The organism is Holophagaceae bacterium (assembly GCA_016720465.1).
In the GTDB taxonomy this organism is placed as follows: domain Bacteria; phylum Acidobacteriota; class Holophagae; order Holophagales; family Holophagaceae; genus JANXPB01.
This window is the reverse complement of record JADKKO010000004.1, coordinates 1,216,373-1,241,122: the sequence shown is the minus strand read 5'-3', so window position 1 is coordinate 1,241,122 and position 24,750 is coordinate 1,216,373. Positions and strand designations below refer to the sequence as shown.

The window sequence follows — 24,750 nt, the reverse complement described above, 5'->3', positions numbered from 1 at the left end:
GAGATCTCCCGGTTTAGTCTTCAGTCTACCTCGCAAGGCGATGGGGGCAAGAGGGAAGCACGGCGGGATTTGGCGTTGTTCAAGGGCTTCCATCAACCCTTCATGGCTTCGGCCACGGGAATCCGGGAAGCTTTCCAGGCCGGGAAGAATCCCCCCAGCAGCCCCATCACCAGGCTGAAAGCGACGCCTTCCAGCATCAGCACCGGCGTGATGGTAAAGGCGAAGGTCACATCGCTGAAGGTCTGGAAACTGGTCGTGCCGGTCTGGATTCCATTGGCGAACAGCGCCAGAAAAGCTCCGACGACGCCCCCCAGTCCGCACAGCAGGATGCTTTCCCATTGAAAGCTGGCCAGGATCTCCCGGCGCCGGAAGCCGATGGCCCGGAGGGTCCCGATTTCCTTGGCGCGGCCCGAGACCGAGGCGTACATGGTGTTCATGGCCGCGAAAATCGCGCCCGCGGTGAGGATCAGGGTGATGAGGTTGCCCAGGATCCGGATGGGGTCTCCGGATTTGGTGAGTTCGGTGAAATAGGCCTTCTCGCTGATGGTGTCGAGCTTCAGGCGCTTGTCTTCCTCCACGCTCTCCTTGAAGGCCTTGAACCGCTCCGGCGTGTCCAGGCGCGCCAGGACGGAGCTGAAGCTCTCCCGCTTGTAGGCCTGCTGGACATCCACCACATCGGACCAGATTTCGGAGTCGAAGGAGGACCCGCCGCCATCGAAGACGCCCACCACCTCCCAATCGCGGCCGCCCATTTTCAGGATCCGGCCCAGCTCCATTCCCGTGAAACGCCCCTGCATCTTGCGGGGCACCACGACTTCGGAAAGGCCCGGCCGGAACCACCGACCCTCCACCAACTTCACCTGGGACCTCAGGCGGATGCCCGTGGGCTCAAGGCCCCGCACGGTCACATTGGTATCGGCCCCGTCGGATTTCTGGAAAATCTTGATCACCACCACTTCGGCGCTCACCAAGGGGCCGGCGGCATCCCTGGCCACCAGGGGGTGCACCTCCAGGATGCGCGCCTGCCCCCGATCGATGCTGGAGTTCAGTTCGAACTGGGCATTGCTGCGCATGACGATGGCCTGGTCCGCGCGGCCTGAGCTCACGAAGGCCTTCGAGAGGCCCTGGGCCAGGGACAGCACCACCACGAAGATGCCCACCACCAAGGCGATGGCGCCAGCGGTGCTGATGGTCGCCACCTTGCGCTGCCACAAGCTCCGGAGGTTGTAGCTGAGGGGGATCGGATAGGCGAGGGCCGCCCATGTGAGCCAGGCCAGGTAGCCCAGGAAGACCGCGCCCATGAACCCCAGGATGATCATCCGATGGACCTCAACCCCTCAGTGATGGGGCGCCGCATGGCCTGGTAGGCCGGAATGAAGGTCGAGAGCAGGCCGACCACGAAGGTAATGCCCAGGCAGAGCAGCATGGTGGAAGGCAAGAGGCTGAAGTCCTCCAGGAAGGGCACCGAAGCCCCCAATCCTTTTCGGATTCCGCCTGCTGCGAGGCCCGCGAGGCCCACCCCGAAGAGCCCGCCCGCGCCCACCAGCAGCATGCCCTCGCCCAGCAGCAGGCTCAGGACCAATCCCGTGCGGAAGCCCATGGCCCTGAGCACCGCGATCTCGGTGGTGCGCTCGCGGATGGCGATGCTCATGGTGCCGGCCGTGACGATGAGGATGGCCACAAGCACCGCGGCTGTGATGCCCTGGATCATGGCGGAAATATTGCCGAGCATCTTCACGAAGCTCAGATTGAAGGCGTTCTCGGTCTCGGATAGCGTTTCAAACGCGGAATTGGCGTAGTGATTGTCGATGCGCGCGCTCAGCCGGGGAATCTCATCGGCGTTGTGGACCCGCAGGAAGAAAGTCCCCACCCTGCCTTTCATGCGGGGCACGCTTTCCTCCAGCAGCTTGTAGTGGAAATGCAGTACATTTTCCTGGCTGGGTTTCGTGCCCTTGAAGATCACCCGGACCGTGAGCCGCGGGCTGATGGGGAAGATCGTGCCCTGGAGCGGGATCACATCGCCCACCTTCCAGCCGAATTTATCCGCCAAGGCCCGGCCCACGATGCAGCCGCTGCCATCCCGCATGAAGTCCTGGATCTGGTCCTCGGTCACCCCCGAAGCGCCGAATTCCTCCTTGAACACCTGGAACAGCGTGGTTTCGTCCGATGCGAAATTCGCGAAGAAATTGCTCGGGTCCTTGTACTGCCCGCCGAACCATTGCAGGTAGGTGGCGGATTCAACCTCCGGCTGGGCCTTCAGGTAAGCCAGGTAGCTCATGGGCAGCACCTGGGCGAGGCCGCTTTTGTGCCGGACCACGATGCGGTTGCTGGAGGTCGGATTATTGGAAACCGCATCCAGCGTGGTGAGCAGCGACTGCAGCACCGTCACCAGGAACACCGACAGCGTGATGGTGGAAAGGATCAGCAGCGTGCGCCGCTTGGAGCGCATCAGGGACTTGAGGATGAAGCGGATGTACTTCACCGGTTCACCTCGACGGTCCGGTCGAAGACGCCCTTGTCCAGATGGATCTGGACCTTGGCGTGGTGCGCCGCCTTGGGATCGTGGGTCACGATCAGGATGGTCTTGCCCATGTCCGAATTGAGCCGCTCCATGAGGTTCAGGATCTCTTCGGCGTTCTGGTGGTCCAGGGCGCCGGTGGGCTCGTCCGCCACCAGCAAGTCGGATCGCCCACGATGGCCCGGGCGATGGCCACCCGCTGTTCCTGTCCGCCGCTGAGCTGGCGCGGATAGTTGAGCATCCGGTCCTGCAGGTTCACCAGCGAGAGGACCTCCTCCACCCGCTCCCGCCGCTCCCGCCGCGACATCGGCGTGAGCAGCAGGGGCAATTCCACGTTCTCGAAGGCGGTGAGCACCGGGATCAGGTTGTAATTCTGGAAGATGAAGCCCACATGGTAGTTCCGCCAAGCCGCCAGTTCATCGTCATCGAGATCGTTCAGCTCGTAGCCGCAGACTTCCAGGCTGCCGGCCGTGGGCCGGTCGATGCCCGCGATGAGGTTCAGCAGCGTGGTCTTTCCGGACCCCGAAGGCCCCATCAGCGCGTAGTAGCCGCCTTTGGGGAGGTCGAAGTCGATGCCCTGCAGCACCGGGATCTCAAGGGTCTCCCGCCAGTAGCTCTTCGCGATGTCGCGCAGCTTGATGATGGCGTCGCCGTTTCCTAGGCCGTTCAGGGTGCCGTCCACTTCATTTCGCCTTCACGGAAACCTTCGCGCCGGCCTTTAGGTTCTCCGGTGGCGCGACGATGAGCTGCGTGTCGGCGCTGATGCCGGTGACTTCCATTCCGACGGGGTTTTCAGCGGTCACCAGGACGGGTTTCAGGACGGCAGCTCCTTTCTCAGCGGCCCAGGTGAAGCTTTGGCCGTTCCGCTTGACCACCTGCTCCCGGCCCAGCACGACCACATCCTGCGCGTAGGTGTCGCCCAGAAAGGTCACCTTGGCGCCCATGTCCGGAACCAGCAATGGATCCTTTTCCACGAAGGCCACCCGCACGATGATCACGGCTTTCTGGCGGTTGGAGCTGGGATAGATCTCCCGGAGCTGGCCCTTCAGCATCTTGGCGCCTTGCTTCCGCCCTTCCAGCGCATCCACGCGGATTTCCGCGGGCATGCCTTTTTTCAGCTTGGCGATGGATCCCTCGTTGACTTCGACTTCCACTTCGAGCGAATTGAAATCCACCAGCACCGCGATGGCGTTGATGGCATTTGCGCCGCCGGCGCTGCCCGGCGCGACCGTCTCGCCGACTTCCGAAAGCTTCTGGGTCACCACGCCGCTGAAGGGCGCCCGAAGCGACATGCTTTCCAGCAGGGCGTCCTGGTACTTGAGCTGTTCGGCCTGCTGCTTCGCCAGATTCACCAGGCGGTCCAGGCTGGCCTGGTCCAGGATGCCGTCCTTCACCAGTTTCTGGGAGCGCCCCAGGTCCAATTCGGTCTGCGCCAACTGCGAGGCCACCGCGTTGCGCGAAGCCATGAGGTCCGGCGCTTCCAGCTTGGCGATCACCTGCCCGGCCTGGACATGGCTGCCTTCCTGCACGCCCAGCCAGGAGATGCGCCCCAGCACTTTGCTGGAGAGGGTCGCGCGGGTCCTGGCCACGATGTAGCCCGACGCCGTCACCAATGGGTTGCGCTCGCCGGCCTTGAACACCGTCGGGGGCACCGTGCTCACGGAAACCGGCGCGTTCTTCTGGGCCATGAACCCGACCGCCGCCAGGACGCCGATAAGACCCAAAACCAGCCATCCCCAGGGGAAGCGGCGGCGGATGACGGATTTCTTGTTCGCCTGGGCATCGGCCATGGGCCCTCCAAAAAATGTCAAACCAACAGATTAACGGCTGGGTCCTTGAATTCAATGCATGTCTAGGTGAAGCACGGGAACCCATCGGCGAAGGCGCAGGTTCCAGGGGCGAGCCGACACGGCACCTCTGAGGATCCGGTCAGAAGTGCGCTCGCCGAGCCGGGCAAAGCTGTTTTATGTGTGCCTCGCGGATACGCGAGGCCTCCTCCGTTGGTTCAGTCGTTCACCAGGGGATACCCAGGCTCTCTGCAACCTTGATCGCCGAGTTAAGTCCGTCTTCTCGGTATCCGCTTCGCGGATACGCGAGGCCTCCTCTGTTGGTTCAGTCGTTCACCAGGGGATACCCAGGCTCTCTGCAACCTTGATCGCCGAGTTAAGTCCGTCTTCATGAAAGCCGAAGCCCCAGTGGGCGCCGCAGTAATGGGTGCGGCCGAAGGCGCTGTAGCGTCCGCTGATCTCCTCCCACCGTCCCTGGGCCTGGAGGGTGGCCAGATCATAGCGCGGGTGGTGGAACACCTCCCGGCGCAGGATGCGCTTGGAATCCAGGAGCTCTTCGGCATTGAGGCTCATAAAAAGATCCGTCTTCGTTTCGAGCGGTTGCAGCCGGTTCAAATGGCAGTTCAGGAACAGGCGGCTGCGATCGGCCATGGCGCGCACGTTCCACGCGGCCCAGGCCCGCCGACGCTTGTCGAGGAGGGTGGGATCCGTGTGCAGGACCGCGGGGTTCCGATTGGTGCGGAAACCGGATAGGACTTCGCGTTCGGCCTTGGTGGCATCCCCCAGCAGGGGCAGCGCCTGGTCGCCAGGGCAGGCGAAGACCACGTGATCGAAACGCAAGGTTTCGCCTCCCTCCATGCGCAGGTCCGCCCCCTCGAGATTGCGCCTGATTTCTGAGATCTTGGCGCCCAGCACGATGCCGTCCGCGTAGGGCTTCGTCAACGGTTCGAGGTAGCGTGAGGCGCCGCCCTGGATGGCGCGCCAGCGCTGGTGGGTCGTGAGACCCAGGAATCCCTGGTTGCGGAAGAAGATGAGCAGCATGAAGGCTGGAAAGCCGTCCATCTGCTCGAGGCTCGCTGACCACACGGCGCCGGCCACGGGGTAGAGGTAGTTCTCCCGGAAAGCCAAGCTGAAACGGTGCTCGTCCAGGAATTCACCCAACGACACATCCTGGCTGGCGCCATCTTCGATCAATTGGTTCCCGAGCCTGTTGAAGCGCCTGATTTCGCGCCAAAGGCGGTAGCAGCGCGGGTTCCAGATAGTGCTCCGCTGGGCGAAAAGGCCATTCCATCCCCGGGAGCTCCAGGTGAGTCCCTTCGGACCGCCATGCAGCGCGAAGGACAATTCGCTATCGCAGCTCTCCACTTTCAGCTCCGCCATCAGGCGGCAGAAATTAGGATAGGTCGCCCGGTTGTGGACGGCGAACCCCATGTCCACCGAAACGCCGCCCGGCGCATCGGCCACTTCAACCGGCACCGTGAGCGTATGGCCGCCCAGCCGGTCCCTTTTTTCGAAGAGCGCCACGCGGAAGCGCCTGCTCAGGAGGTAGGCCGCAGAAAGGCCGGAAATGCCCCCGCCGATGACCGCGACCTTTGCGATGCCGCTTCTTGACAACAGCTCTGGCAACTACAGCTCCGTCGCCACCTGGGCGGATTCGGGATACGGGCGGATGTCCTGGACGATCCGCACCCAGCTCATCATCTTCAGGAAGTAGAAGGTCAGATCGATCTCCCACCACTTGATGCCCTGGCGGCAGGCGTTCATGAAGTGGTGGTGGTTGTTGTGCCAGCCCTCGCCGAGGGTGATCAGGGCCAGCATGAAATTGTTGCGGCTGTGGTCGCCAGTGTTGAAGCGGCGCGTGCCCCAGAGGTGGCTCAAGCTGTTGATGCTGAAGGTCCCGTGGAAGAGCAGCACCGTGCTCAGCACGAAGCCCCAGACCAACGCGCTCCACCCGCCGATGCCTGTGAAGTGGCCCAATGCGAAGACCGCGGTGCCCAGGAGCCAGGGGCAGATCCAGTGGTAGGCGCTGATGAACCGGAGCTCGGGATATTTCCCGAAATCGCGGATGTTGTGCTGGTTGTAGTCGTCGAATTTATCCGAGAGGACCCAACCCACATGGGACCACCAGAAGCTTCGCGCGATGGGGGAATGGATGTCTTGTTCTGTGTCCGAGAACCGGTGGTGGTCCCGGTGGTGGGCCGCCCACCACAGCACGCCCTTCTGGGCCGAGGTCTGGGCCACAAAGGCCATGGCGAACTGGTTGAACCGGTTCAACCGGTAGGTGCGGTGCGCGAAATAGCGGTGGTAGCCCGCCGTCACCGCGAACATGCGCACCAGGTAGAGCGCCACGCCGATGAGCACCGCCCACCAGCTGAAGGCCACGAAGAACACCGCCAGGCAGGCAAGGTGCAGCAGCACAAAGGAAACACTGACGACCGTGAGGGGGATCTTCTGCTTCATGGGCCTTCCCTGGCCCTCCAGTTAACCATGCGAACACGAAAGGACAGCGCTCGAATTGCCAAAGGCGGGCAGGCAGCGGGAAGGCCCGATTGGCAGAATTCCGTCTCGGACGACGGGCTCGCTGGTTCGACCCCTGAACCAGCAAACACAGAAGCACCACCCTTGGGTCGTGCTCCGGTGTTGATTGGTACACCCGACTGGGGTCGAACCGTTGGGCTTCGCCCCCATCTATCGAACAGCGCTTTGGGCGCTGTCCTCCCGCTCGCCTCTGGCTCACGGAGATGGGCCCCTCCCCGCCGATTCGACAGGACATCTAGTCCTGTCTCGGACGACGGGCTCGCTGGTTCGACCCCTGAACCAGCAAACACAGAAGCACCACCCTTGGGTCGCGCTCCTGTGTTGATTGGTACACCCGACTGGGGTCGAACCGTTGAGCTTCGCCCCCATCTATCGGACAGCGCTTTGGGCGCTGTTCTCCCGCTCGCCTCTGGCTCACGGAGATGGGCCCCTCCCCGCCGATTCGACAGGACATCTAGTCCTGTCTCGGACGACGGGCTCGCTGGTTCGACCCCGGTACCAGCAAGCACAGAAGCACCACCCTTGGGTCGCGCTCCTGTGTTGATTGGTACACCCGACTGGGGTCGAACCGTTGAGCTTCGCCCAACCCCGCCGATTCGACAGGACATCTAGTCCTGTCTCGGACGACGGGCTCGCTGGTTCGACCCCGGTACCAGCAAGCACAGAAGCACCACCCTTGGGTCGCGCTCCTGTGTTGATTGGTACACCCGACTGGGGTCGAACCGTTGGGCTTCGCCCAACCCCGCCGATTCGACAGGACATCTAGTCCTGTCTCGGACGACGGGCTCGCTGGTTCGACCCCGGTACCAGCAAGCACAGAAGCACCACCCTTGGGTCGCGCTCCTGTGTTGATTGGTACACCCGACTGGGGTCGAACCAGCGACCTCTGCCTTCGGAGGGCAGCGCTCTATCCAACTGAGCTACGGGTGCTCAAGGGATTCATGATGACGCTTTTCCCTGGGAGGATGCAACAAGGGTTCACTTCGATGTGGCGATGGCCCTGCGCCTGGCGGTTCCCGCTGCGCCGGCGAAGTAGCGGCGGATGCCGCTGGTGAGCGTGGCGGCTAGCTTCTTGAGGAAGATTTTATCCTTCAGCCGAGCTTCTTCTTTCCCGTTGGAGATGAAGGCGCTTTCCACCAGCACGGCAGGCATGGCCGCGCCCCGCAGCACCACGAAGGGCGCCTGCTTGACGCCGCGTTCCTTGATGCCGCCGAGCCGGTTGAGCTGGAGCTGCACGGCCACCGCCAGCCGCTCGGAGTCCTGCAGGTAGGCCTTCTGCGCCATGTCCTCCAGGATGCCCGCCACCACCGCATTGGCGTCCGCGGCCGGCCTGGCCTCGGCGCCAGCGTTTTCCAGGGCCGCCACGGCCGCCGCGTCCTCGTCCCCGCGGTCCAGCGACAGGAAGTAGACCTCCGAGCCCTTGGCGGCCCGGGCCCGGGCGGCATTCAGGTGGATGCTGATGAAGAGGTCGGCCCCGGCCTCGTTGGCGAGCCTTGCGCGGTCCCACAGGGGGATGAATGTATCGTCGCCGCGCACCAGGACCACATCGAAGCCCGCCTCGCCCAGGCTGGCCTTCAGTTCCTTCACGATGGCCAGGGCTGCATCCTTTTCGAGCAGCCCTTTGGAGCCCTTGGCCCCGGTGTCCTCGCCGCCGTGGCCCGCATCCAGGGCGATTTTCAGGCGCGGCGCAGGCGGCGGCGTTTGGGGACTTTGTCCCCAAGCCAGTAGGCTAAGAAAAGGAATGAGCAGGATTCGCGGGAGCATGGGATGTCGTCCAGTGTAAAGGGAATGCGGGATCTTTGGGGGGACGAGCTGCGCTGGTTCCAGCGCATCGAGGAAGCCGTGCACCGGGTGTTCGGCGCCCACGGCTACCGCGAGATCCGCACGCCCATCCTGGAATACACCGAAGTCTTCAAGCGCAGCGTCGGAGACAGCTCTGACATCGTGAACAAGGAAATGTACGAATTCCTGGACAAGGGCGGCCGTTCGGTGACCATGCGCCCGGAGAATACCGCCGGCGTGGTCCGCGCCATGGTGGACCACAAGCTCCTGGTGAACAATGACCCGCAGCTTTTCTATTACACAGGGCCCATGTTCCGCTATGAGCGCATGCAGGCTGGCCGCTACCGCCAGTTCTGGCAAATAGGCGCGGAGAGTTTCGGCGTGGCCACCCCGGAATCCGAAGCGGAATCCCTGGCGATGCTCTTCGATTTCCTTCAAGGCCTGGGCCTTAAATCCCTGTCGCTCTCCCTGAATTCCGTGGGCACGCCGGAATCGCGCCCCGCCTTCAACGCAGCCTTCCGAGCCTTCTTTGATGCCCGCGCAGACCGTTTCTGCGGGGACTGCCACCGCCGCATCGAGACCAATCCCATGCGCATCCTGGACTGCAAGAATCCCGGCTGTCAGGCGGCCCTGGAAGGCCATCCCACCCTCGTGGAATTCCTGGATGACGCATCCAAGGCCCACCACGCGCGGCTCAAGGAACTGCTGACGGCCCTCGATATTCCATTCATCGAAAATCCGCGCCTGGTGCGGGGCCTGGACTACTACACGCGCACCGCCTTCGAGGTGCTCAGTTCTGATCTCGGCGCGCAATCGGCGCTGCTGGGGGGCGGCCGCTACGACGGCCTGGTGAAGATGCTCGGCGGCCCCGACACGCCCGCCTTCGGCTGGGCCATCGGCCTGGACCGCCTGGCCATGGTGCTGAAACAGCTTCAGGGCGAAGCGCCTTTCGAGCCCGCCCCCCTACTCATCCCGCTGGGCGAGGCCGCCTCGGCCAAAGCGCTTCGGCTGGCCCGCCAATGGTGGGCCGCAGGCCTCCATGTGCAACTGGAAACCCGCGGCTGCCCCCTGAAGAAGTCGCTCCAGTCCGCCAACCGCATGGGCGTGAAGCTCGCGCTGATTCTAGGCGATGGCGAACTTGAAAAAGGCACCGTGGCCGTCAAGCACCTGGACACGGGCGAACAGGAGGAGTGGCCCCTGGAGGGCGTCTCCTTGAAGCTGCGGAGCGAGGGAACGCGCCTCTAGCGGAAATGCAGATCGACGTAGTCGACGATATTTCCGTCTTCGCAGGGATTCACCATCTCCTTCAGGCCTGATACTGGATCCGCTCCGCCCGGGTCGCTCCGCAGGCGCGGACCCGATGGCTTCTTTGACGATTGATTTGCGAAGGGTTTCCCCGACCTTGGATAATCGTTGAATGTTAAGGACTCTGATCATTTCTATTTTATCCCTGACGGCTGGCTTGGTGTTGGCCGGGGAATTGCCTCTGACGGAGATTCCTGCCGAGTCCTTGGGAACCCATGCCTGGGTGATGGTGGAAACGGGGCCGCGCCTGAGCCTCAATGAAGCGCGTTCCCGGCAGCGTGAAGGGGCCTTCCAGCCGGGTATGCGCCCGGTGCCAACCTTCGGCATCGGGTCCAGGCCCGTTTGGCTGCGGCTTGACCTGACCAATCCTACCGGCCATTCCCTGCCTTTCCGCCTCTCGGCCGGAACAACCTGGATCGACCATGTGGATGTCTACCTGGTGCAGGGTGGCCAGGTGCTTGCCGACTGGCGGACCGGCGACGCCGTGCCGACATCGCCGGGGGTGGTGCCTGGGATCGGGTACGACTTCGACCTGGTTTTCCCGACGGGAAAGAGCGAGCTGTTCCTGCGGGCTGAAACGATGGACCCGATGGTCCTGCCGATCGAGCTCCGGCCGGCTGGACAGGCAGTCGAGCGGGAGCAATTGTCCCATTACGGCTATGGCTTCCTCTATGGCGGGCTGCTGATGCTCCTCGCCTACAACCTGCTGCTGTACGCTGGGCTGCGCGAAAGCCAGAACCTGTTGTATTCGCTGTACCTGTTTTCCTTTATCCTGCTCAGCTTGGCCTACACGGGACACGGCCTAGCTTGGGTCTGGCCAGGCCATCCGCTGTTCCAGCGCTACGTGATCCTGGTCCTGATGGTGGTCTACGGCTGCTGCGGGTTGATGTTCGCCAACCGGTTCCTGACCCTCCGGGAAATTGCGCCCCGGGTGGCCCGCGGGGTCCGCCTTTTCATGTGGGCGGGGGCGGCCCTGATCACGGCATCCGTGGCGCTGGGCGATCAGCGCGCCGCAGCCTTGGCGGCATTCAGCTTTGAAACCATTTTCACTATTGGAATGGTCCTGCTCGGGATCCTGGCGGTGCGGTCTAAACAGCCATCCGGGGCCATTTTTCTTTTGGCCGCGCTGTTCGGGATCCTGGGCGGGCTGACAACCACCCTGGCCGTCTGGGGTTGGGTTCCGTTCAACAGGATCACCTACCACAGCGTGGAGCTTGGCGTGCTCGCGGAGGCGGTCATCCTCGCGCTGGCGATCGCCCAGTACGTTCGCGGCCACAAGCAGGCCTATCTGCTGGCCAAGGATCTTGCGATGCACGACCCGTTGACCACGCTCCTCAATCGCCGCGCTTTGACGGACCGGCTTGAGCAGACCATCGCCTTGGCCAGACGCAGGGAATTCGATTTTTCGCTGATGTTCGTGGACCTCGATGAGTTCAAGCCGATCAACGACAAGTTCGGACACGAGGCCGGCGACTGGCTGTTGTGCGAGGCCGCCAAACGGATGCTCGGATGCGTCCGGGCCTCCGATACGGTCGCGCGGGTCGGCGGAGATGAATTCGTGGTCCTGTTGTCCTCCGTCGAGGACATCGAACAGGCCACGCTGGTCGGGGAGAAAATCCGCAGCGCCCTCGCGGAACCTTTCCATTTGAAGCCGGGCAAGTGGCTGAGCATCACGTCGAGCATCGGCGTGTGCTCATATCCCGATCATGGAACCAGCCAGCGTGAACTGTTGAAAGCCTGCGACGACGCGATGTACCTCGCCAAGGCAAGAGGCCGCAACAGGGTCGTCGTCGCCGAGCTGAACCTGGCTGAACGGATTTCCAGCGCAGCCCAGGTCCCTTCGAGCCTGGGCCTCATCATTTTCCATTGGCGGCGCGCTTACCAGATCGGCAACCCCACCATCGATGCGGAGCACCACGAGCTCTTCAACCTCGTCAACAACCTGCTCCGCACGGGCTTGGCCACGGACACGCAGCCGCAGGCATTCCTGGCCTCGGCCGATGAATTGATACAGCACGTGCGCCAACACTTCTCCAGCGAGGAATCCGTGCTCGCGGCCAAAGGCTATTCCCGCCTCCAGGACCACGCCGACCTTCATCGGAAGTTGGTGGCGCGCGCGGAGGCATTGCGGCAGAAGATCGGCACCGGCGAGGTGGGCCTTGGGGACTGGCTGCAATTCCTCGCCAACGATCTGGTGATCGGCCACATCCTCAAAGAGGACCGCCAGTATGCCGGATTGTTCGAAGGGTGAGCCGCAGGCGTCGGCTGCGCTGGATGGCTGTGGCGGCAGAACGCGCCCAGTCCGAACGAGCACGCCGTCGTCATCCAGGATGCGGCCACGGGCGCGGGTGTGGTGAAAACCGCCGTGCTCGCTGTCTATTCGAAGCACTGGAAGACCTGATCTCTTCGCGGAGGGGGGATCCCGTCCCCGGCGGGGGCCTCTTCACCACTTCCCCTCGCTATTCCAGCCATTCCAGGCTATTCTGATCAATCGTGCTTGATGGAGCCCTGCCGGTCTGCGCTCCTTTCTCAACCCGAACCACTTTTTCCAGCCCTGACCGGGCCTGCGCGAACCAAGCGCTGGCGGGCCTTCCAGGAGCTATACATGTCTTCCTTCGATACCCTCGGCCTCAGCGCCGAGCTGTTGCGTGCGGTCAAAGACCAGGGTTACGAAACCCCCACGCCCATCCAATCCAAAGCCATCCCCGTCGTGCTGTCGGGCCGTGATCTGCTGGCCGCCGCGCAGACCGGAACCGGCAAGACCGCCGGCTTCGTGCTGCCCATCCTGCAGATGCTCACGCCCGAGCTTTCCAGCAGCACCAGCCCAGCCCGCCACCCGATCCGGGTCTTGGTCCTCACCCCCACCCGCGAACTCGCCATGCAGGTCGAGGAAAGCGTGCGCACCTACGGCAAGCATCTTCCCGTGCGCTCCACCACCGTGTTTGGCGGCGTGAACATCAATCCCCAAATCCGCATCCTCCAGGGCGGCGTGGACATCCTGGTGGCGACGCCGGGACGCCTGCTGGACCACCAGGGCCAGGGCACCGTGAACCTCCGCCATGTGGAATTCCTGGTGCTGGATGAAGCCGACCGCATGCTGGACATGGGTTTCATCCGCGACATCAAGAAGATCCTCGCGCTGCTGCCCACCAAACGGCAGAGCCTGCTCTTCAGCGCGACTTTCAGCGACGAGATCCGGGGCCTCGCGTCCGGATTCCTGAAGGATCCCGTCAGCGTGGACGTGGCCCCGCGGAATTCCGCCATCGAGCTCGTGGAGCAGATCGTCCATCCCGTGGACCGCGAGCGCAAACGCGAGCTGCTCAGCGACATCATCCGCGAAGGCCGCCTGGAACAGGTGCTGGTGTTCACCCGCACCAAGCACGGCGCCAACCGCTTGAGCGACCAATTGGAGAAGGACGGCATCACCTCCGCCGCCATCCACGGCAACAAGAGCCAACCCCAGCGCATCCGCGCCCTCCAGGACTTCAAGGGCGGCAAGGTGCGCGTGCTGGTGGCCACCGATATCGCCGCCCGCGGGCTCGACATCGACCACTTGCCGCACGTGGTGAACTACGAACTGCCCCAGGTGCCCGAAGACTACATCCACCGCATCGGCCGCACCGGCCGCGCGGGCGTGGAGGGCCAGGCCCTGAGCCTGGTCTGCGTGGATGAATCGCGGCTGTTGCGGGACATCGAGAAACTCCTCAAGCTCGACATCCCGAAGGTCGTGATCCCCGGCTTCGCGCCGGATCCGGCCATCCGGGCCGAACCCATTGAGACCGGCCGTCGCACCGGCGGTGGTGGTGGCGGTGGAAGGTCCGGCGGCGGACGCCCCGGCGGCGCTGGCCGTCCCGCATCCTCGGGACGTCACGACGGTGCCCATCACAACCGTCCCAGCACTCGCGGTAAGTAAGCCTGCCCTTGGCTTTCACAGGCCTCTAGCGGAATCGGACGCCCCAACGATTAAGAGTGTTCAAACATCTTTCCTGATGGAACCCGGGATGGAAGCGCGATAGGATCGCCTTCCAATCCCGGAGGTTCCATGCGCGCCCTTCCCTTCGCCGCTTTCCCGTTGGTGCTGGTTTCCCTCTCGGGACCGCCGCTGCTGGCCGCAGCGCCAGGGCATGTGCACCAAGAGGCCGCGCCCAAACCCGATCCCCACAGGATCGAAAAGGTCGCTGACAACGTCTATTGCATCTTCGGCGAGGGCGGGAACATCGGCCTCATCGTCACCGGGAAAAATGCGATCCTCATCGACGACCAGTTCGAGCGACTCGTGCCGGGCTTGCTCAAGGCCGTGAAGTCCGTCACGGACAAGCCCATCAAGTACCTGATCAACACCCACCACCACGGCGATCATGTGGGCGGAAACATCGCCCTGGAAAAACAGGTGCAGGTCATCGTGGCCCACACCAACGTGCGCCAACGGATGGAGGTGGCGCAGGCCAAACTGGAAGCCGCCAAGCGGGGCGGGCTGCCGGAGATCACCTTCGGCGATGCGGACCCGAAGGTGCGGTCCGTTCTCGCCATCAACCTCGACGGCGTCGAAATCCACCTGGCCCATTTCGGGCCCGGCCACACCGACGGCGACGTGATCATCGGCATTCCCGGCGTCCATGTGATGCACATGGGGGACATTTTCTTCAACGGAAGCACGCCCTTCATCGACCAGACCGGCGGCGGCAGCCTGGCCGGCATGATCGCCAACCTGGACGCGGTCCTGTCCTTCCTTCCCGAGGATTCGAAGGTCATCCCGGGCCATGGTCCCGTGGGTGGAAAAAAGGACGTGGCGCGGTCCCGGGATTTCCTGAAGGCCGTGCAGAAGCACATCGAGGCCAACCCCGCCAAGACCGGCAAGGAACTGGACGCGAGCTTTGACCATAAGGCCTGGAGCGACATCCACGACCTGGCGCCCTTCCTGACCTGGGACAAATTCTTCGACATCGCAGCGGGGCGGGGAGCGAAAAAATAAACCACGCGGAGGAGGGTTCCCGCCTCTGCGAGTGAAGCGAGCAGGAGCGCGTACACGCGCGATAGGCGGGAGCGGAGGAGCGGAGGGAAGCGGAGAAAAAAAACGTGGTCAAGATGGCCTTGTCCTCACGCTTTTTTGAGCTGCAGACTTGGTGGTACTGACCTTGAACGGGTCCAAGAGCACCGGTAATCCTCAGCTTCCCTGCGCTCCTCCGCTACCCTCTGCGTAGTCGCTTTTCTCGTGCTGCCGGATGCCGAAACCCTGCCTTCTCCCTGGAGCCCAAAGCCCAGAGCCCGTATTCTAAAAGGTCCTGGAGTTATGAATGCGTCTGGATCCCTTGGGCAATTTTTCCCGCAGCCACCGCAACGGCGAGCTGCGCATGGACCATGTGGGGCAGACTGTGCGGCTGCTGGGCTGGTGCAAGCGCTCCCGCAACATGGGCTCGCTGGTCTTCCTGGATCTGCGGGACCGCTGGGGCGTGGTGCAGATCAAGGCCGATGAGACGGAGATCGATCCAGAGCTGCTCGCCAAGCTGAAGGCGGTACGCAGCGAATTCGTGCTGGGTGTCGAAGGCATCGTCATCGAGCGGCAGTCCAAGAATCCGAACCTTCCCACGGGCGACGTGGAGGTGAAGCTCACGGGCCTGAAGATCTTCAATACCGCCAACACCCCGCCCATTCCGGTGGAGGACGTGGTGGAAGGCGGCGCGGACGCCGGCGAGGACCTGCGGCTGAAATACCGCTTCCTGGATCTGCGGCGCCCCAGCCTGCAGCGCAGCATGATCCTGCGCAGCGAGGTTTCCTCCATCATCCGCAACCATTTCCGGGAACTGGATTTCATCGAGTTCGAAACGCCCATCCTCACGAAATCCACGCCCGAAGGCGCCAGGGATTACCTAGTCCCATCACGAGTCCACCCCGGCGAATTCTTCGCGCTGCCCCAGTCGCCGCAGCTCTTCAAGCAACTGCTCCAGGTGTCGGGCTTCGAGCGCTACATCCAGATCTGCCGCTGCTTCCGGGACGAGGACCTGCGCGCGGATCGGCAGCCGGAATTCACGCAAGTGGACGTGGAAATGAGCTTTGTCCGGGAGAAGGATGTCCAAGACGTCCTGGAGCCGTTGATGGTGAAGCTCGCCAAGCTCGTGGGCAAGGAGGCGCAGGCTCCCTTCCAGAGCCTGGCCTATGCGGACGCCATGGAATGGTATGGCTCCGACAAGCCCGATGTGCGCTGCGATGTGAAGATCCAGGATGCGACCGGCGTGTTCGCAACGAGCGATTTCAACCTGTTCCGCGCCGCCGCCGAAAGCCAGGGCCAGCGCCGGGTCCGCGCCCTTTATTTCGCGGGCGAACAGGCCGGGGCCATGTCCCGCAAACAGCTGGATGAACTGCAGGAGACCGCCAAGCATCTCGGCGCCGGGGGCCTGCCCTACGCGAAGTGGGGCAAGGATGGCCTCGCTTCGAGCTTCAAGAAATTCATCAATCCGGAGCTGGAAGCCGCGCTCAAGGCTGCGTTGAAGGTCGAGGGCGAGGGGCTGGCGGTCTTCGCCGTAGGCACCGATGCGCAGACTTCCAAAGTCCTCGGCGAATTGCGCCTCCGGCTGGCGCGGAGCTTCGGCCAGCTGGACGAATCGCGGTTCGCTTTCCTGTGGGTGGTGGATTTTCCGCTCCTGGAGTGGAGCGAGGAGAATGCCCGGTTCGTGGCCTGCCACCATCCCTTCACAAGCCCCCATCCCGATGACATGGATCTGTTGGAATCCGATCCCGGCGCCTGCCGCGCCGTGGCCTACGATCTGGTGCTCAACGGGTATGAGATCGGCGGCGGTTCCATCCGCATCCATGACGCTGAAACACAAAGCCGGATGTTCCGTGCCCTGGGCATCGACGAGGAAGAAGCCCGCTCGAAGTTCGGCTTCCTGCTGGACGCCCTGGCCTTCGGCGCCCCGCCCATGGGCGGATTGGCGCTGGGTCTGGACCGCCTGGTGATGCTGCTGGTGGGCGAGACCAGCATCCGGGAGGTCATCGCCTTCCCCAAGACCGCCCAGGCCCGCTGCCTGATGACCGATGCCCCCAGCGAAGTGGATGCGCGCCAGTTGAAAGAGCTGCACATCGCCACCACCGCGCACGCTGCGCCCCAGACCTACCGCGCCGGCGTGATGTTCTTCGAGAGCGTCCCCGCGGAACTGCAGGCCCCCTTCCACGCCCTGCAGACCCTCAGCCATAGCGCCAAACCCCACAGCGCCAGCACCCTCACCCTGGACGGCGAAATCGTGCGCGTGGAAACCAGCAACCTGGGCGGGCCGAGCTTCGATTTTGAATGATCACGCTGCGGCACCGCGCTGAATCCATCCTGCGTTCGGCGGGCTGGGAACTCCCCCCGCTTCCGGTGGTTTGGTCCTCCCGCATGACCCGCTGCGCAGGGCTGTTCGTCATCGAAAAGGACGCCCGGGACATCTGGCGTCCGGAGATCCGCCTGTCCATCCCGCTGCTGCGGCGGCGGGACTGGCCCTGGCCCCAGGTGGCCTGCGGCGTCAACTGCCGCGATCCGGAGAGCATCCTCCAGCGCATCCTGGAACACGAGCTGATCCACTACAAGCTGTGGAAGGACGGCGCCAAGGACTGGGGCCACACCGAAGCCTTCCGCATCACCGCCTGGGAGCGGTTCGGACACCAGAGCGTCACGCACGGGATCGGGGTGGAGGAGGGCTGAGCTGGGATCAGCGCGGTTCCGCAAGAAGCGGATTCCAGGCGAGCTCCAGCTCCGATTCGAAAATCCGCAAATCCCCAGTGAGGGAATCCATGAATTCCAACCGCCTGGCCAGCAGTTGCAAAGGCCGGTCGAATGCCGGTTCGCTTTCGGGCTGGAGTTCCGGATAGAGCCGGTCGTAGAGGATCGGGCAGCCGATGGCGGCCATGTGGAGGCGGACCTGGTGTTTCTTGCCCGTCTCCGGACGGATCTCGAAGAGGCCGTAGCCATGGCTTTCCGCGAGCAGCCGGATGCTGCTCCGGGCGTTCACCGGGCCTTCTACGCAGGTCATGCGGAAGAAGGGATCGCCCTTCTGGATGCGGTTCTCTACGCGCCATTCGTGCGGAGACCGGCCGGCCTCCACGGGAGCGACCGCGTGATAGATCTTGGTGAGGCGGCCCTTCTGGAAAAGCCCGCTGTAGGCCGCACGGTTTTCCGGATCGACCGAGAAAAGCACCAGGCCCGCGGTTTCGCGATCGAGCCGGTGCAGCGGCGCCAAATCAGCAAGGCCGGTCTGCTCCTGAAGCCGCGCCAGCAGCGAAGCCCGGACATACGGTCCCGCCGGCGTCACCGGCAGGAAATGCGGCTTGTCCGCCACCAGCAGGTGCGCATCCCGGAACAGGATTTTGGCTTCAAAGGGAATTTCCGGCTCCGAATCCACCTCCCGAAAGTACAGGATCCTCATGCCCGCGCGGTAGGGCGCGTCCACGGCCAGCGGCCCCAGCCCCGTCCTCTTCCACCAGGCCCCGCACCAGGCGGGATTCCCAATCCGAAATAAAGGGAAACCGGTCCCGCAGGAAGGCCAGCACGCCCGCTGGCGCCGGGTTCAGCTTCGGCAGCGTGACCCGGGAGGCTTTGGGCGCGCGGCTTCGGCCCATGCCATCAACAGGCTCCTCCATTCCCGGTCCTCCCCTCCACCCCCGGACCAAGCCGGTACCGAAGGATAACGGGCTCGCCCACGGGTTCGAACGGACTGTATCCTCATGCCATGGCCCCGATCCCATGGAACCCAAGCCTTCTGCCGGTGCCCCCGACCTGGGACCAGGAAGATGAAGCCCGGCTCCCGCCGGCGCAGAAGCTCTACGTTTTGCAGACCCTTCCTCTGCCCACCATCAAGGCCGTGGGCTTCGACATGGATTACACGCTTGCGCGCTACCGCTCGCCGGAAATCGACGAGCTGGCCTTCACCAAATCGCTCCGCCTGCTGGTGCGCGAGAAAGGCTATCCGGCCTCCCTTCTGGATTCGGAATTCGATCCCGAATTTTCCATCCGGGGCCTGGTGCTCGATGGCGTGCGGGGCAACCTGCTGAAGGTGAGCCGCGAGCGCGGGGTGGTGCGCGCGACCCACGGCACCCAGCCCATGGACCGCGGGGCGATCGAAGCCTGCTACGGCCACCGCCGCCTGTCCACTACGGCCAAGGGATTCCGCAGCATCGACACCATGTTCGAGATCCCGGAAAGCCACCTGTACGCCCTGCTCGTGGATCGCCTGGATCAGGGAAAGCTTCCCGGCAAGGACTACATCCGCCTGTTCAAGGACGTGCGGTGGGCCATCGACACCGTCCACCGGTACGGCGACATGAAGGCCGAAATCCTGGCCCACAAGGATTTCTTCATTCCCAAGGACCCTGCACTGCCCGCCACCTTCGACCGCTGGATCCGCGCCGGGAAAAAACTCTTCCTGCTCACCAACAGCGAGTGGACCTTCACGAACGGCGTGCTGGGCCACCTGCTGGATGACAAGGGCGCGGCGCGGCCCCATTGGACGGACTATTTCCATACGGTCGTCGTGAGCTCCGGGAAACCCGCCTTTTTCGCCGAGGGCCATGAGGCGGTGCCCATGCCGGACCATGCGAACGTGTTCACCGGCGGCAACGCGGACTGGCTGGAGGCAAGGCTCGACGCCAACGGCGAACAGGTGCTCTATGTGGGCGACCACATCTACGGCGACATCCTGAAGTCCAAGAAAAGCCTGTCCTGGCACACCCTCATGCTCATCCCGGAACTGGAAGCCGAGCTGGAGCACCTGGAACTGCACGCCGATGACATGCGCGAGCTGGTGCGGGTGGAAACCCAGCGGCGGCGCGGCCAGCGGCGGGTGAACATACTCAGCGACCAGCTAGCCCGCAATCATGAGCATCGCCGGGTCCTGGCGCCGCGCATCTCGTCCGAAGCCCTCCACGCCATGGACCACGAGGCTGCCCAGTTGCACGCTGAATTGGCGGAAGTCCGGCAGCGCACCGAGGCCCAGAGGGAAAGGGTGCATGAGCTGAACCGCCAGGTGGAGCATTCCTTCAACCCCGTGTGGGGACCGCTCTTCCGGGAGGGCGACGAGCAGACCCGCCTGGGCGACCAGATCCAGCAGTACGCCGGCGCCTACACCGGCAAGATCAGCAACCTATACATGGTCGATCCCAACAGCACCGTCTACGCCCCCGCCCTGGCGCTGCCGCATGAGCGGGTGTGAGGCCAGCTATTGCGGGCCAGGCCATCTGCCACAAGATCAAAATCAATTTCCCGTCCAACGGAATTTGCGCACTATCCCTTGCCTGTGTTTGTTTTGCGGCGAATTCTTTTCTTCGATCGGATGCGGCTGCTTCACCGCGCCAGCCGCGTCTCCAGTTCCTTCAGGGCGGTTTCGGCGGCGGCGAAGGCTGATTCCAGTTCCGGCAGGTAGACTGCGGCTTCGAGGATGCGGTTTTCGGCCGCCAGTTCCTCCATGCGCTTCGCGATGTCCGTGACCGGGCGAGCGTAGACGTAGGCGGCGCTGCCGCAGAGCGCGTGGGCGGCGGCCTTCAGGGCCTTTGAATCCTTCTCCTGCAGCGCCGTCCTGATGTCCGCCATGCGGTCGGGCGCATGGGCGCGGAACATCACCAGCAGTTCCCGCAGCTCGTCGCGGTCCTCGGCGTGGATGGAGTGCAGCAGGGACACTGTATCGATGGGGTGCCGGAAATCCGTGGCCGGGATCTGGATAGGCATCTGCATGGTGTCGCCGGCATCTTCTTCCAGCAGTCCGCCATCGGGCGCGAGAGCCGCTTCAGGGGCTTCTTCCTCCGGCGCGAAGCCGGGCATGGGAATGATCAAGGTGGCCTCGGAGGCCAGGTTCGAGGCTGGTTCCAGCTGCCGCAGGATGGCATCCCTCAGCTCATCCCGGCTGAAGGGCTTGGTGAGCAGATCGTTCATGCCGGATTTGAGGAAGCGTTCGCGGTCCCCCTGGAGCGCATGGGCGGTCATGGCCAGGATGGGCAGCCTGCCGCCTGAGGCGCGGATGGCCCGCGCAGCCTCCAGGCCGTCCATGCCGGGCATCTGGCCGTCCATGAGGATGAGGTCGAATCCGCCCCGTCCGGCCTGCTCCACGGCTTCGAGGCCCGTGGAACACAGGGTCACCACGGCCCCCATGGACTTCAGCAGGCGCAGGGCCACGTGCTGGTTGAGCGGGTTGTCCTCGGCGATGAGGATCCGGCGCCCCGCCAAGGCCTGGGCGGCTGCGCCCACGGGCGCCTCGTCGCTGGTGGATTCCGCGTCGGAACCGAACCATCCGGCGGCGCCGCCATCCGGCCGCTTGGAGGCTTCCTCCAGCAGTTCCCTCAATTCGAAAGCAAAGACCGGCTTCCGGAGCATCGCATTGAACCCGGCGGCTTTCAGCGCCCACACTTCGCGGGGCTGGTGCATGGGGCAGAGCAGCACCAGCATCGGTGAAACCTCGGGATGTTCGGCGCGCAAGGTCTTGGCCAGCTCCCAGCCGCCCATGCCCGGAAGGTCCTCGTCCAACACCACCAGGTGGTAGGGCTTGCCGTTCTTCGCGGACACCAGGATGTCTTCCAGGGCCTCGGGACCGGTGGATGAAAGGCTCGCCTCCAGGCCCCAGCGCCAGAGCTGGTCGAACAATGCGTTGGCGCTTTCCGGCAAATCGTCCGCCACCAGGACGCGGAAGTCGCCAGGGAACTTCGCGGCGGCGGTTTCTCCGCTTTCCGCTTTTTCGACGGGTTTCAGGCTCAGGGTGAACCAGAAGGTGGTGCCGCGCCCCTGCTCGCTGTCCAGGCCGATGACGCCGCCCATGGCCTCCACCAGCCGCTTGCTGATGGCGAGGCCGAGCCCCGTGCCGCCGAAGCGCCTCGTGATGCTGGTGTCGGCCTGGCTGAATTTTTCAAAGAGCTTGGCCTGCTTGTCGAGCGGAATGCTGGGGCCGCTGTCCACCACGGAGAGCATCAGCGCGTGGCGGTCCTCCTGCTGGTCCGTGACCCGCACCGAGAGCTGCACGAAGCCTGTCTCGGTGAACTTGATGGCGTTGCCCAGCAGGTTCAACAGCACCTGGCGGATGCGCTCGGGATCGCCCAGGTACTCGGGGCTGCCTTCCGGCTCGAAGCGCAGCACCAGCTCCAGCCCCTTCTCCTGGGCGCTGACGCTGAGGAGGTCCATCAGGTCCTCGCAGAGGCTCCGCAGGTCCACGGGGACTTCGCGCAGGGCGACCTTTTCAGCCTCGATCTTCGAGAAGTCCAGGATGTCGTTGAGGATCGACAGCAGGGCTTGGCCGGCGCGGCGGATGGTCTGGGCGCTGTCCCGCTGCTCCCGGCTGAGGGAGGAATCCAGCAGCAGGTCCGTCATGCCCAGGATGGAGTGCATGGGCGTTCGCAATTCGTGGCTCATCACCGCCAGGAACTCGCTTTTGGCGGTGTTGGCGCGCTCGGCCTGGTCGAGCGCGGTCTGGATTTCTTCGGTCTGCGCGTGGACGAGGTCGCCCAGGGCCTGGTTCTTGAACCGCAGCACGCGGGTTCTCAACCGGAAGGCGATGTAGATGAGGGCCAGGGCCGCCGCCGCGTAAAGCGCCAGAGCCCAGCCGCGGCTCCACCAGGGCCCCACCATGCGGAAGTACATCTTGGCCGATGGCCCCCAGGGCGAGGCGCCTGCGCGGCTGCGCACCTCGAAGCGGTAGACCCCTGGCGGGAGGCCCGCATAGTTCACCTGGGGCGATGCGATGTCCCTCCAATCGTTCTGGAAATCCAGGAGGCGGACCTGGTGGCGCACCTTGGCGGGATTCAGGAATGACATCGCCGAAAAGCGGATCTCCAAGGAGCGCAGATCATGGGGGATCTTCAGCACCTGATCAAAGCGCGTGGCGGTGTTGGCATCCGTGGGGCCGAACCGGGCCGAGGTGAGGATCGTCACGGGGCTCGGGAGAACATTGCCTTCGCCTTCCGCATGGAAATGCCCCAGCCCGGCGGTGGTGCCGACCCAGACATCATTCCCGTCGCAAAACAGCGCGCCGAAAATGCAATCGTCGCCGGGCAGCCCTTCGAGTTTCCCGAAGGTGTCCAGCAGCTTGCCGTCCCAGCGGGCCAGGCCCATGGCCGTGCCGAGCCACAGCACGCCGCGCGCGTCGCAGGCTAGGGCATTGATCTGGACTTTGCCCAGGCCCCGGCCTTCGCTCACGCGCTCCATGATCTTCAGGGATGCGTCGCTGAGGGATACTTTCGCGGCGCCTAAGGACCGGCCGTAGGCGATCCAGACGGCGCCACCAGGCGTGGGCGCGATGCAGCGCACCTCGGTGTCCGCCAATCCATTAGCGGCGGTGAAGCGCCGCCAGCGGCCATCCTCCAGGACCGCGAGGCCCTCGGATCCGCCGACCCAGATTCGCCCCTGCGCGTCCTCGGCGACGGCCCAGATGTTTTCCTTGGGGGAACCGCCAGGCAAGGCCACGGGTTCCGCTTCCACCAGCCCCGAAGCGCCGGATCGGATCAGGCGCAGACCGCCGTTGCTGGTGGCCGCCCACAGGTTGCCGGACCGGTCGAACAGGAGATCCCGCACGATGGTGTCATCATCGCCGAGATCCTTGATGCGCATGGCCGTGAACCCGTTGCCCGAAGCATCCCACGCATAGAGCGAGGCGCCATCCCGTCCTCCGGCCCAGATGCGGCCGTCGGGTCCGATCGCCAGGGTGAAGGGCCCTACGGGGAGGCGGGCCTGGAGCGATTTGAAGCCGTTTTCGACGCCCTGGGCCACGCCGCGGTTGGTGGCGGCCCAGAGGGTCCCCTGGCGGTCCCGGAGCAGGGACCAGACCTGGTTGGAAGGCAGTCCTTCGCGGCTCCGGTAGGAACTCCAGGCGCCCTGGCCCAGGGCGCGGAAGAGTTGTTCGCCCGCCACCCACAGGCTGTCCTCGCGGTCCACGAAGACCTGCCGGCAATATCCGAAACTCAGGCCCGGATCCAGGTGCAGCGGAACCAGCGCATCCCGCTCCGCCATGACCAGTCCCGCGACCGTGGGAATCCAGACCCGGCCCTTGGAATCCATGCGCAGGTGGCCTTCGCTGGAGGCGGTGCCTGCGATCCGGGGCGCCAGATCTTCGAAGGCCTGGCCTTCGCGGCCCCTCAGCAGGTGGCCCCGGCTGCGGACCCAGATGCGGCCCTCTGCATCCTTCAGGACCGAAAAAGCCCGTTCGCCGCGCAGCTCCGGCAGGGCCGCGGCGGCCCGCCAGCGATCCCCATCCTGGATCCACAATGCGCCATCCGCCACGGCCAAAAGACCCGCAGCGCCCACCGACAGCACCGTGGGGGGCGAGGCCGACCAGCCGTGCGCAGCCTGGAATCCCTTGGCTGGGGATCCGGCGAAAAAGCCATCGGACGTGGCTACCCATACGCTGCCACCGGCTGCGGTGATGGCCCGGACGGGCGCGCCCGGAGAGCCCGGGAGCTGGATGCGGCGGAAGGCATTCGTATTGGCATCGCCATCGAAATAGAACAGGCCGCGATCTGTGCCCGCGCACAGCCCCCCGGCGCCGTCCTTCACGAGATGGGTGACCCAGGGGCGCTCCAGGCCCTGCTCGATGCCGAACCGCTCGAAGCGGGCGCCGCCGAACCGGAAGGCGCCATCCTCAGTGCCCACCCACAGGAAACCGCGGTCGTCCTGCTCCAGGGCGGACACCGCGAAATTCGTAAGGCCCTGCTCCGCCCCGTAGGCATGGAAAGCCACAGTGCCGGGGCCTTGCGCCGGAGCGGCCGCGCCCAGGCAAAGCGCCGCGGCGGCGGCCAGACCGCGGAACCACGACCCACTTTCCCGCATGGACATGAACATGGATAACACAAACCCAAGAAGTCTGGCCGGAGCGATTC

14 protein-coding genes, 1 tRNA gene and 2 pseudogenes are annotated in these 24,750 nt (G+C 64.3%); 7 read left to right on the top strand and 10 right to left on the bottom strand.

Going from position 1 to position 24,750, the window contains the following annotated elements:
* Positions 1-92: 92 nt before the first annotated feature.
* From IPQ13_12830 to IPQ13_12795, 8 genes and pseudogenes are all read right to left on the bottom strand, one after another.
* Positions 93-1,319, bottom strand: a complete 1,227-nt coding sequence (locus IPQ13_12830; GenBank protein ID MBL0211772.1) for an ABC transporter permease — start codon at positions 1,317-1,319, stop codon at positions 93-95.
* Positions 1,316-2,482, bottom strand: a complete 1,167-nt coding sequence (locus IPQ13_12825; GenBank protein MBL0211771.1) for an ABC transporter permease — start codon at positions 2,480-2,482, stop codon at positions 1,316-1,318. The genes IPQ13_12830 and IPQ13_12825 overlap by 4 nt, the downstream gene beginning before the upstream one ends.
* A pseudogene (locus IPQ13_12820) lies at positions 2,479-3,161 on the bottom strand (ABC transporter ATP-binding protein). The gene IPQ13_12825 and the pseudogene IPQ13_12820 overlap by 4 nt, the downstream one beginning before the upstream one ends.
* Before the next feature lie 40 nt (positions 3,162-3,201).
* Positions 3,202-4,308: an efflux RND transporter periplasmic adaptor subunit gene (locus IPQ13_12815; GenBank protein MBL0211770.1), complete on the bottom strand. Its 1,107-nt coding sequence runs from the start codon at positions 4,306-4,308 to the stop codon at positions 3,202-3,204.
* Between the two features lie 330 nt (positions 4,309-4,638).
* Entirely contained in the window at positions 4,639-5,931 is a 1,293-nt protein-coding gene (locus IPQ13_12810; protein MBL0211769.1) for an FAD-dependent oxidoreductase, read from the bottom strand.
* Positions 5,932-6,765, bottom strand: a complete 834-nt coding sequence (locus tag IPQ13_12805) for a fatty acid desaturase (protein ID MBL0211768.1) — start codon at positions 6,763-6,765, stop codon at positions 5,932-5,934.
* A gap of 931 nt (positions 6,766-7,696) precedes the next feature.
* Positions 7,697-7,773, bottom strand: a tRNA-Arg gene (locus tag IPQ13_12800).
* Between the two features lie 48 nt (positions 7,774-7,821).
* On the bottom strand, positions 7,822-8,607 hold the full coding sequence (locus IPQ13_12795; GenBank protein MBL0211767.1) for an N-acetylmuramoyl-L-alanine amidase: 786 nt from the start codon (positions 8,605-8,607) through the stop codon (positions 7,822-7,824).
* A 3-nt stretch (positions 8,608-8,610) separates the two neighbouring features.
* On the opposite strand from IPQ13_12795, the gene IPQ13_12790 reads away from it, so the two are divergent.
* The 6 genes from IPQ13_12790 to IPQ13_12765 all read left to right on the top strand — a co-directional run bounded on the left by IPQ13_12790 (position 8,611) and on the right by IPQ13_12765 (position 17,608).
* Positions 8,611-9,870 carry a histidine--tRNA ligase gene (locus tag IPQ13_12790; protein ID MBL0211766.1) on the top strand — a complete coding sequence of 420 codons (1,260 nt, stop codon included), beginning with the start codon at positions 8,611-8,613 and terminating at the stop codon, positions 9,868-9,870.
* 172 nt (positions 9,871-10,042) lie between these two features.
* Complete coding sequence (locus IPQ13_12785) at positions 10,043-12,181, top strand: diguanylate cyclase (protein MBL0211765.1); 2,139 nt, start codon at positions 10,043-10,045, stop codon at positions 12,179-12,181.
* A 354-nt stretch (positions 12,182-12,535) separates the two neighbouring features.
* Positions 12,536-13,843 carry a DEAD/DEAH box helicase gene (locus IPQ13_12780; GenBank protein ID MBL0211764.1) on the top strand — a complete coding sequence of 436 codons (1,308 nt, stop codon included), beginning with the start codon at positions 12,536-12,538 and terminating at the stop codon, positions 13,841-13,843.
* A gap of 129 nt (positions 13,844-13,972) precedes the next feature.
* On the top strand, positions 13,973-14,902 hold the full coding sequence (locus IPQ13_12775; GenBank protein ID MBL0211763.1) for an MBL fold metallo-hydrolase: 930 nt from the start codon (positions 13,973-13,975) through the stop codon (positions 14,900-14,902).
* A 322-nt stretch (positions 14,903-15,224) separates the two neighbouring features.
* Positions 15,225-17,219 carry an aspartate--tRNA ligase gene (aspS, locus tag IPQ13_12770; protein MBL0211762.1) on the top strand — a complete coding sequence of 665 codons (1,995 nt, stop codon included), beginning with the start codon at positions 15,225-15,227 and terminating at the stop codon, positions 17,217-17,219.
* On the top strand, positions 17,216-17,608 hold the full coding sequence (locus IPQ13_12765) for a hypothetical protein (GenBank protein MBL0211761.1): 393 nt from the start codon (positions 17,216-17,218) through the stop codon (positions 17,606-17,608). The genes aspS and IPQ13_12765 overlap by 4 nt, the downstream gene beginning before the upstream one ends.
* 7 nt (positions 17,609-17,615) lie before the next feature.
* Here IPQ13_12765 and IPQ13_12760 read toward each other — a convergent pair.
* Positions 17,616-18,522, bottom strand: a pseudogene (locus tag IPQ13_12760) (pseudouridine synthase).
* 110 nt (positions 18,523-18,632) lie between these two features.
* Between IPQ13_12760 and IPQ13_12755 the strand changes: the two are divergent.
* Complete coding sequence (locus IPQ13_12755; GenBank protein MBL0211760.1) at positions 18,633-20,111, top strand: HAD-IG family 5'-nucleotidase; 1,479 nt, start codon at positions 18,633-18,635, stop codon at positions 20,109-20,111.
* Between the two features lie 131 nt (positions 20,112-20,242).
* On the opposite strand, the gene IPQ13_12750 is transcribed toward IPQ13_12755, so the two are convergent.
* The gene (locus IPQ13_12750; GenBank protein ID MBL0211759.1) at positions 20,243-24,712 is read right to left on the bottom strand and encodes a response regulator; all 4,470 of its coding nucleotides are present in this window, start codon (positions 24,710-24,712) and stop codon (positions 20,243-20,245) included.
* Positions 24,713-24,750 lie beyond the last annotated feature (38 nt).

Coding starts and splice junctions, on each gene's coding strand:
- IPQ13_12830 (MBL0211772.1), bottom strand. CDS start 1,319: ATGATCATCCTGGGGTTCATGGGCGCGGTCTTCCTGGGCTACCTGGCC.
- IPQ13_12815 (MBL0211770.1), bottom strand. CDS start 4,308: ATGGCCGATGCCCAGGCGAACAAGAAATCCGTCATCCGCCGCCGCTTC.
- IPQ13_12805 (MBL0211768.1), bottom strand. CDS start 6,765: ATGAAGCAGAAGATCCCCCTCACGGTCGTCAGTGTTTCCTTTGTGCTG.
- IPQ13_12795 (MBL0211767.1), bottom strand. CDS start 8,607: ATGCTCCCGCGAATCCTGCTCATTCCTTTTCTTAGCCTACTGGCTTGG.
- IPQ13_12790 (MBL0211766.1), top strand. CDS start 8,611: ATGTCGTCCAGTGTAAAGGGAATGCGGGATCTTTGGGGGGACGAGCTG.
- IPQ13_12785 (MBL0211765.1), top strand. CDS start 10,043: ATGTTAAGGACTCTGATCATTTCTATTTTATCCCTGACGGCTGGCTTG.
- IPQ13_12780 (MBL0211764.1), top strand. CDS start 12,536: ATGTCTTCCTTCGATACCCTCGGCCTCAGCGCCGAGCTGTTGCGTGCG.
- IPQ13_12775 (MBL0211763.1), top strand. CDS start 13,973: ATGCGCGCCCTTCCCTTCGCCGCTTTCCCGTTGGTGCTGGTTTCCCTC.
- aspS (MBL0211762.1), top strand. CDS start 15,225: ATGCGTCTGGATCCCTTGGGCAATTTTTCCCGCAGCCACCGCAACGGC.
- IPQ13_12765 (MBL0211761.1), top strand. CDS start 17,216: ATGATCACGCTGCGGCACCGCGCTGAATCCATCCTGCGTTCGGCGGGC.
- IPQ13_12755 (MBL0211760.1), top strand. CDS start 18,633: ATGGCCCCGATCCCATGGAACCCAAGCCTTCTGCCGGTGCCCCCGACC.
- IPQ13_12750 (MBL0211759.1), bottom strand. CDS start 24,712: ATGTTCATGTCCATGCGGGAAAGTGGGTCGTGGTTCCGCGGTCTGGCC.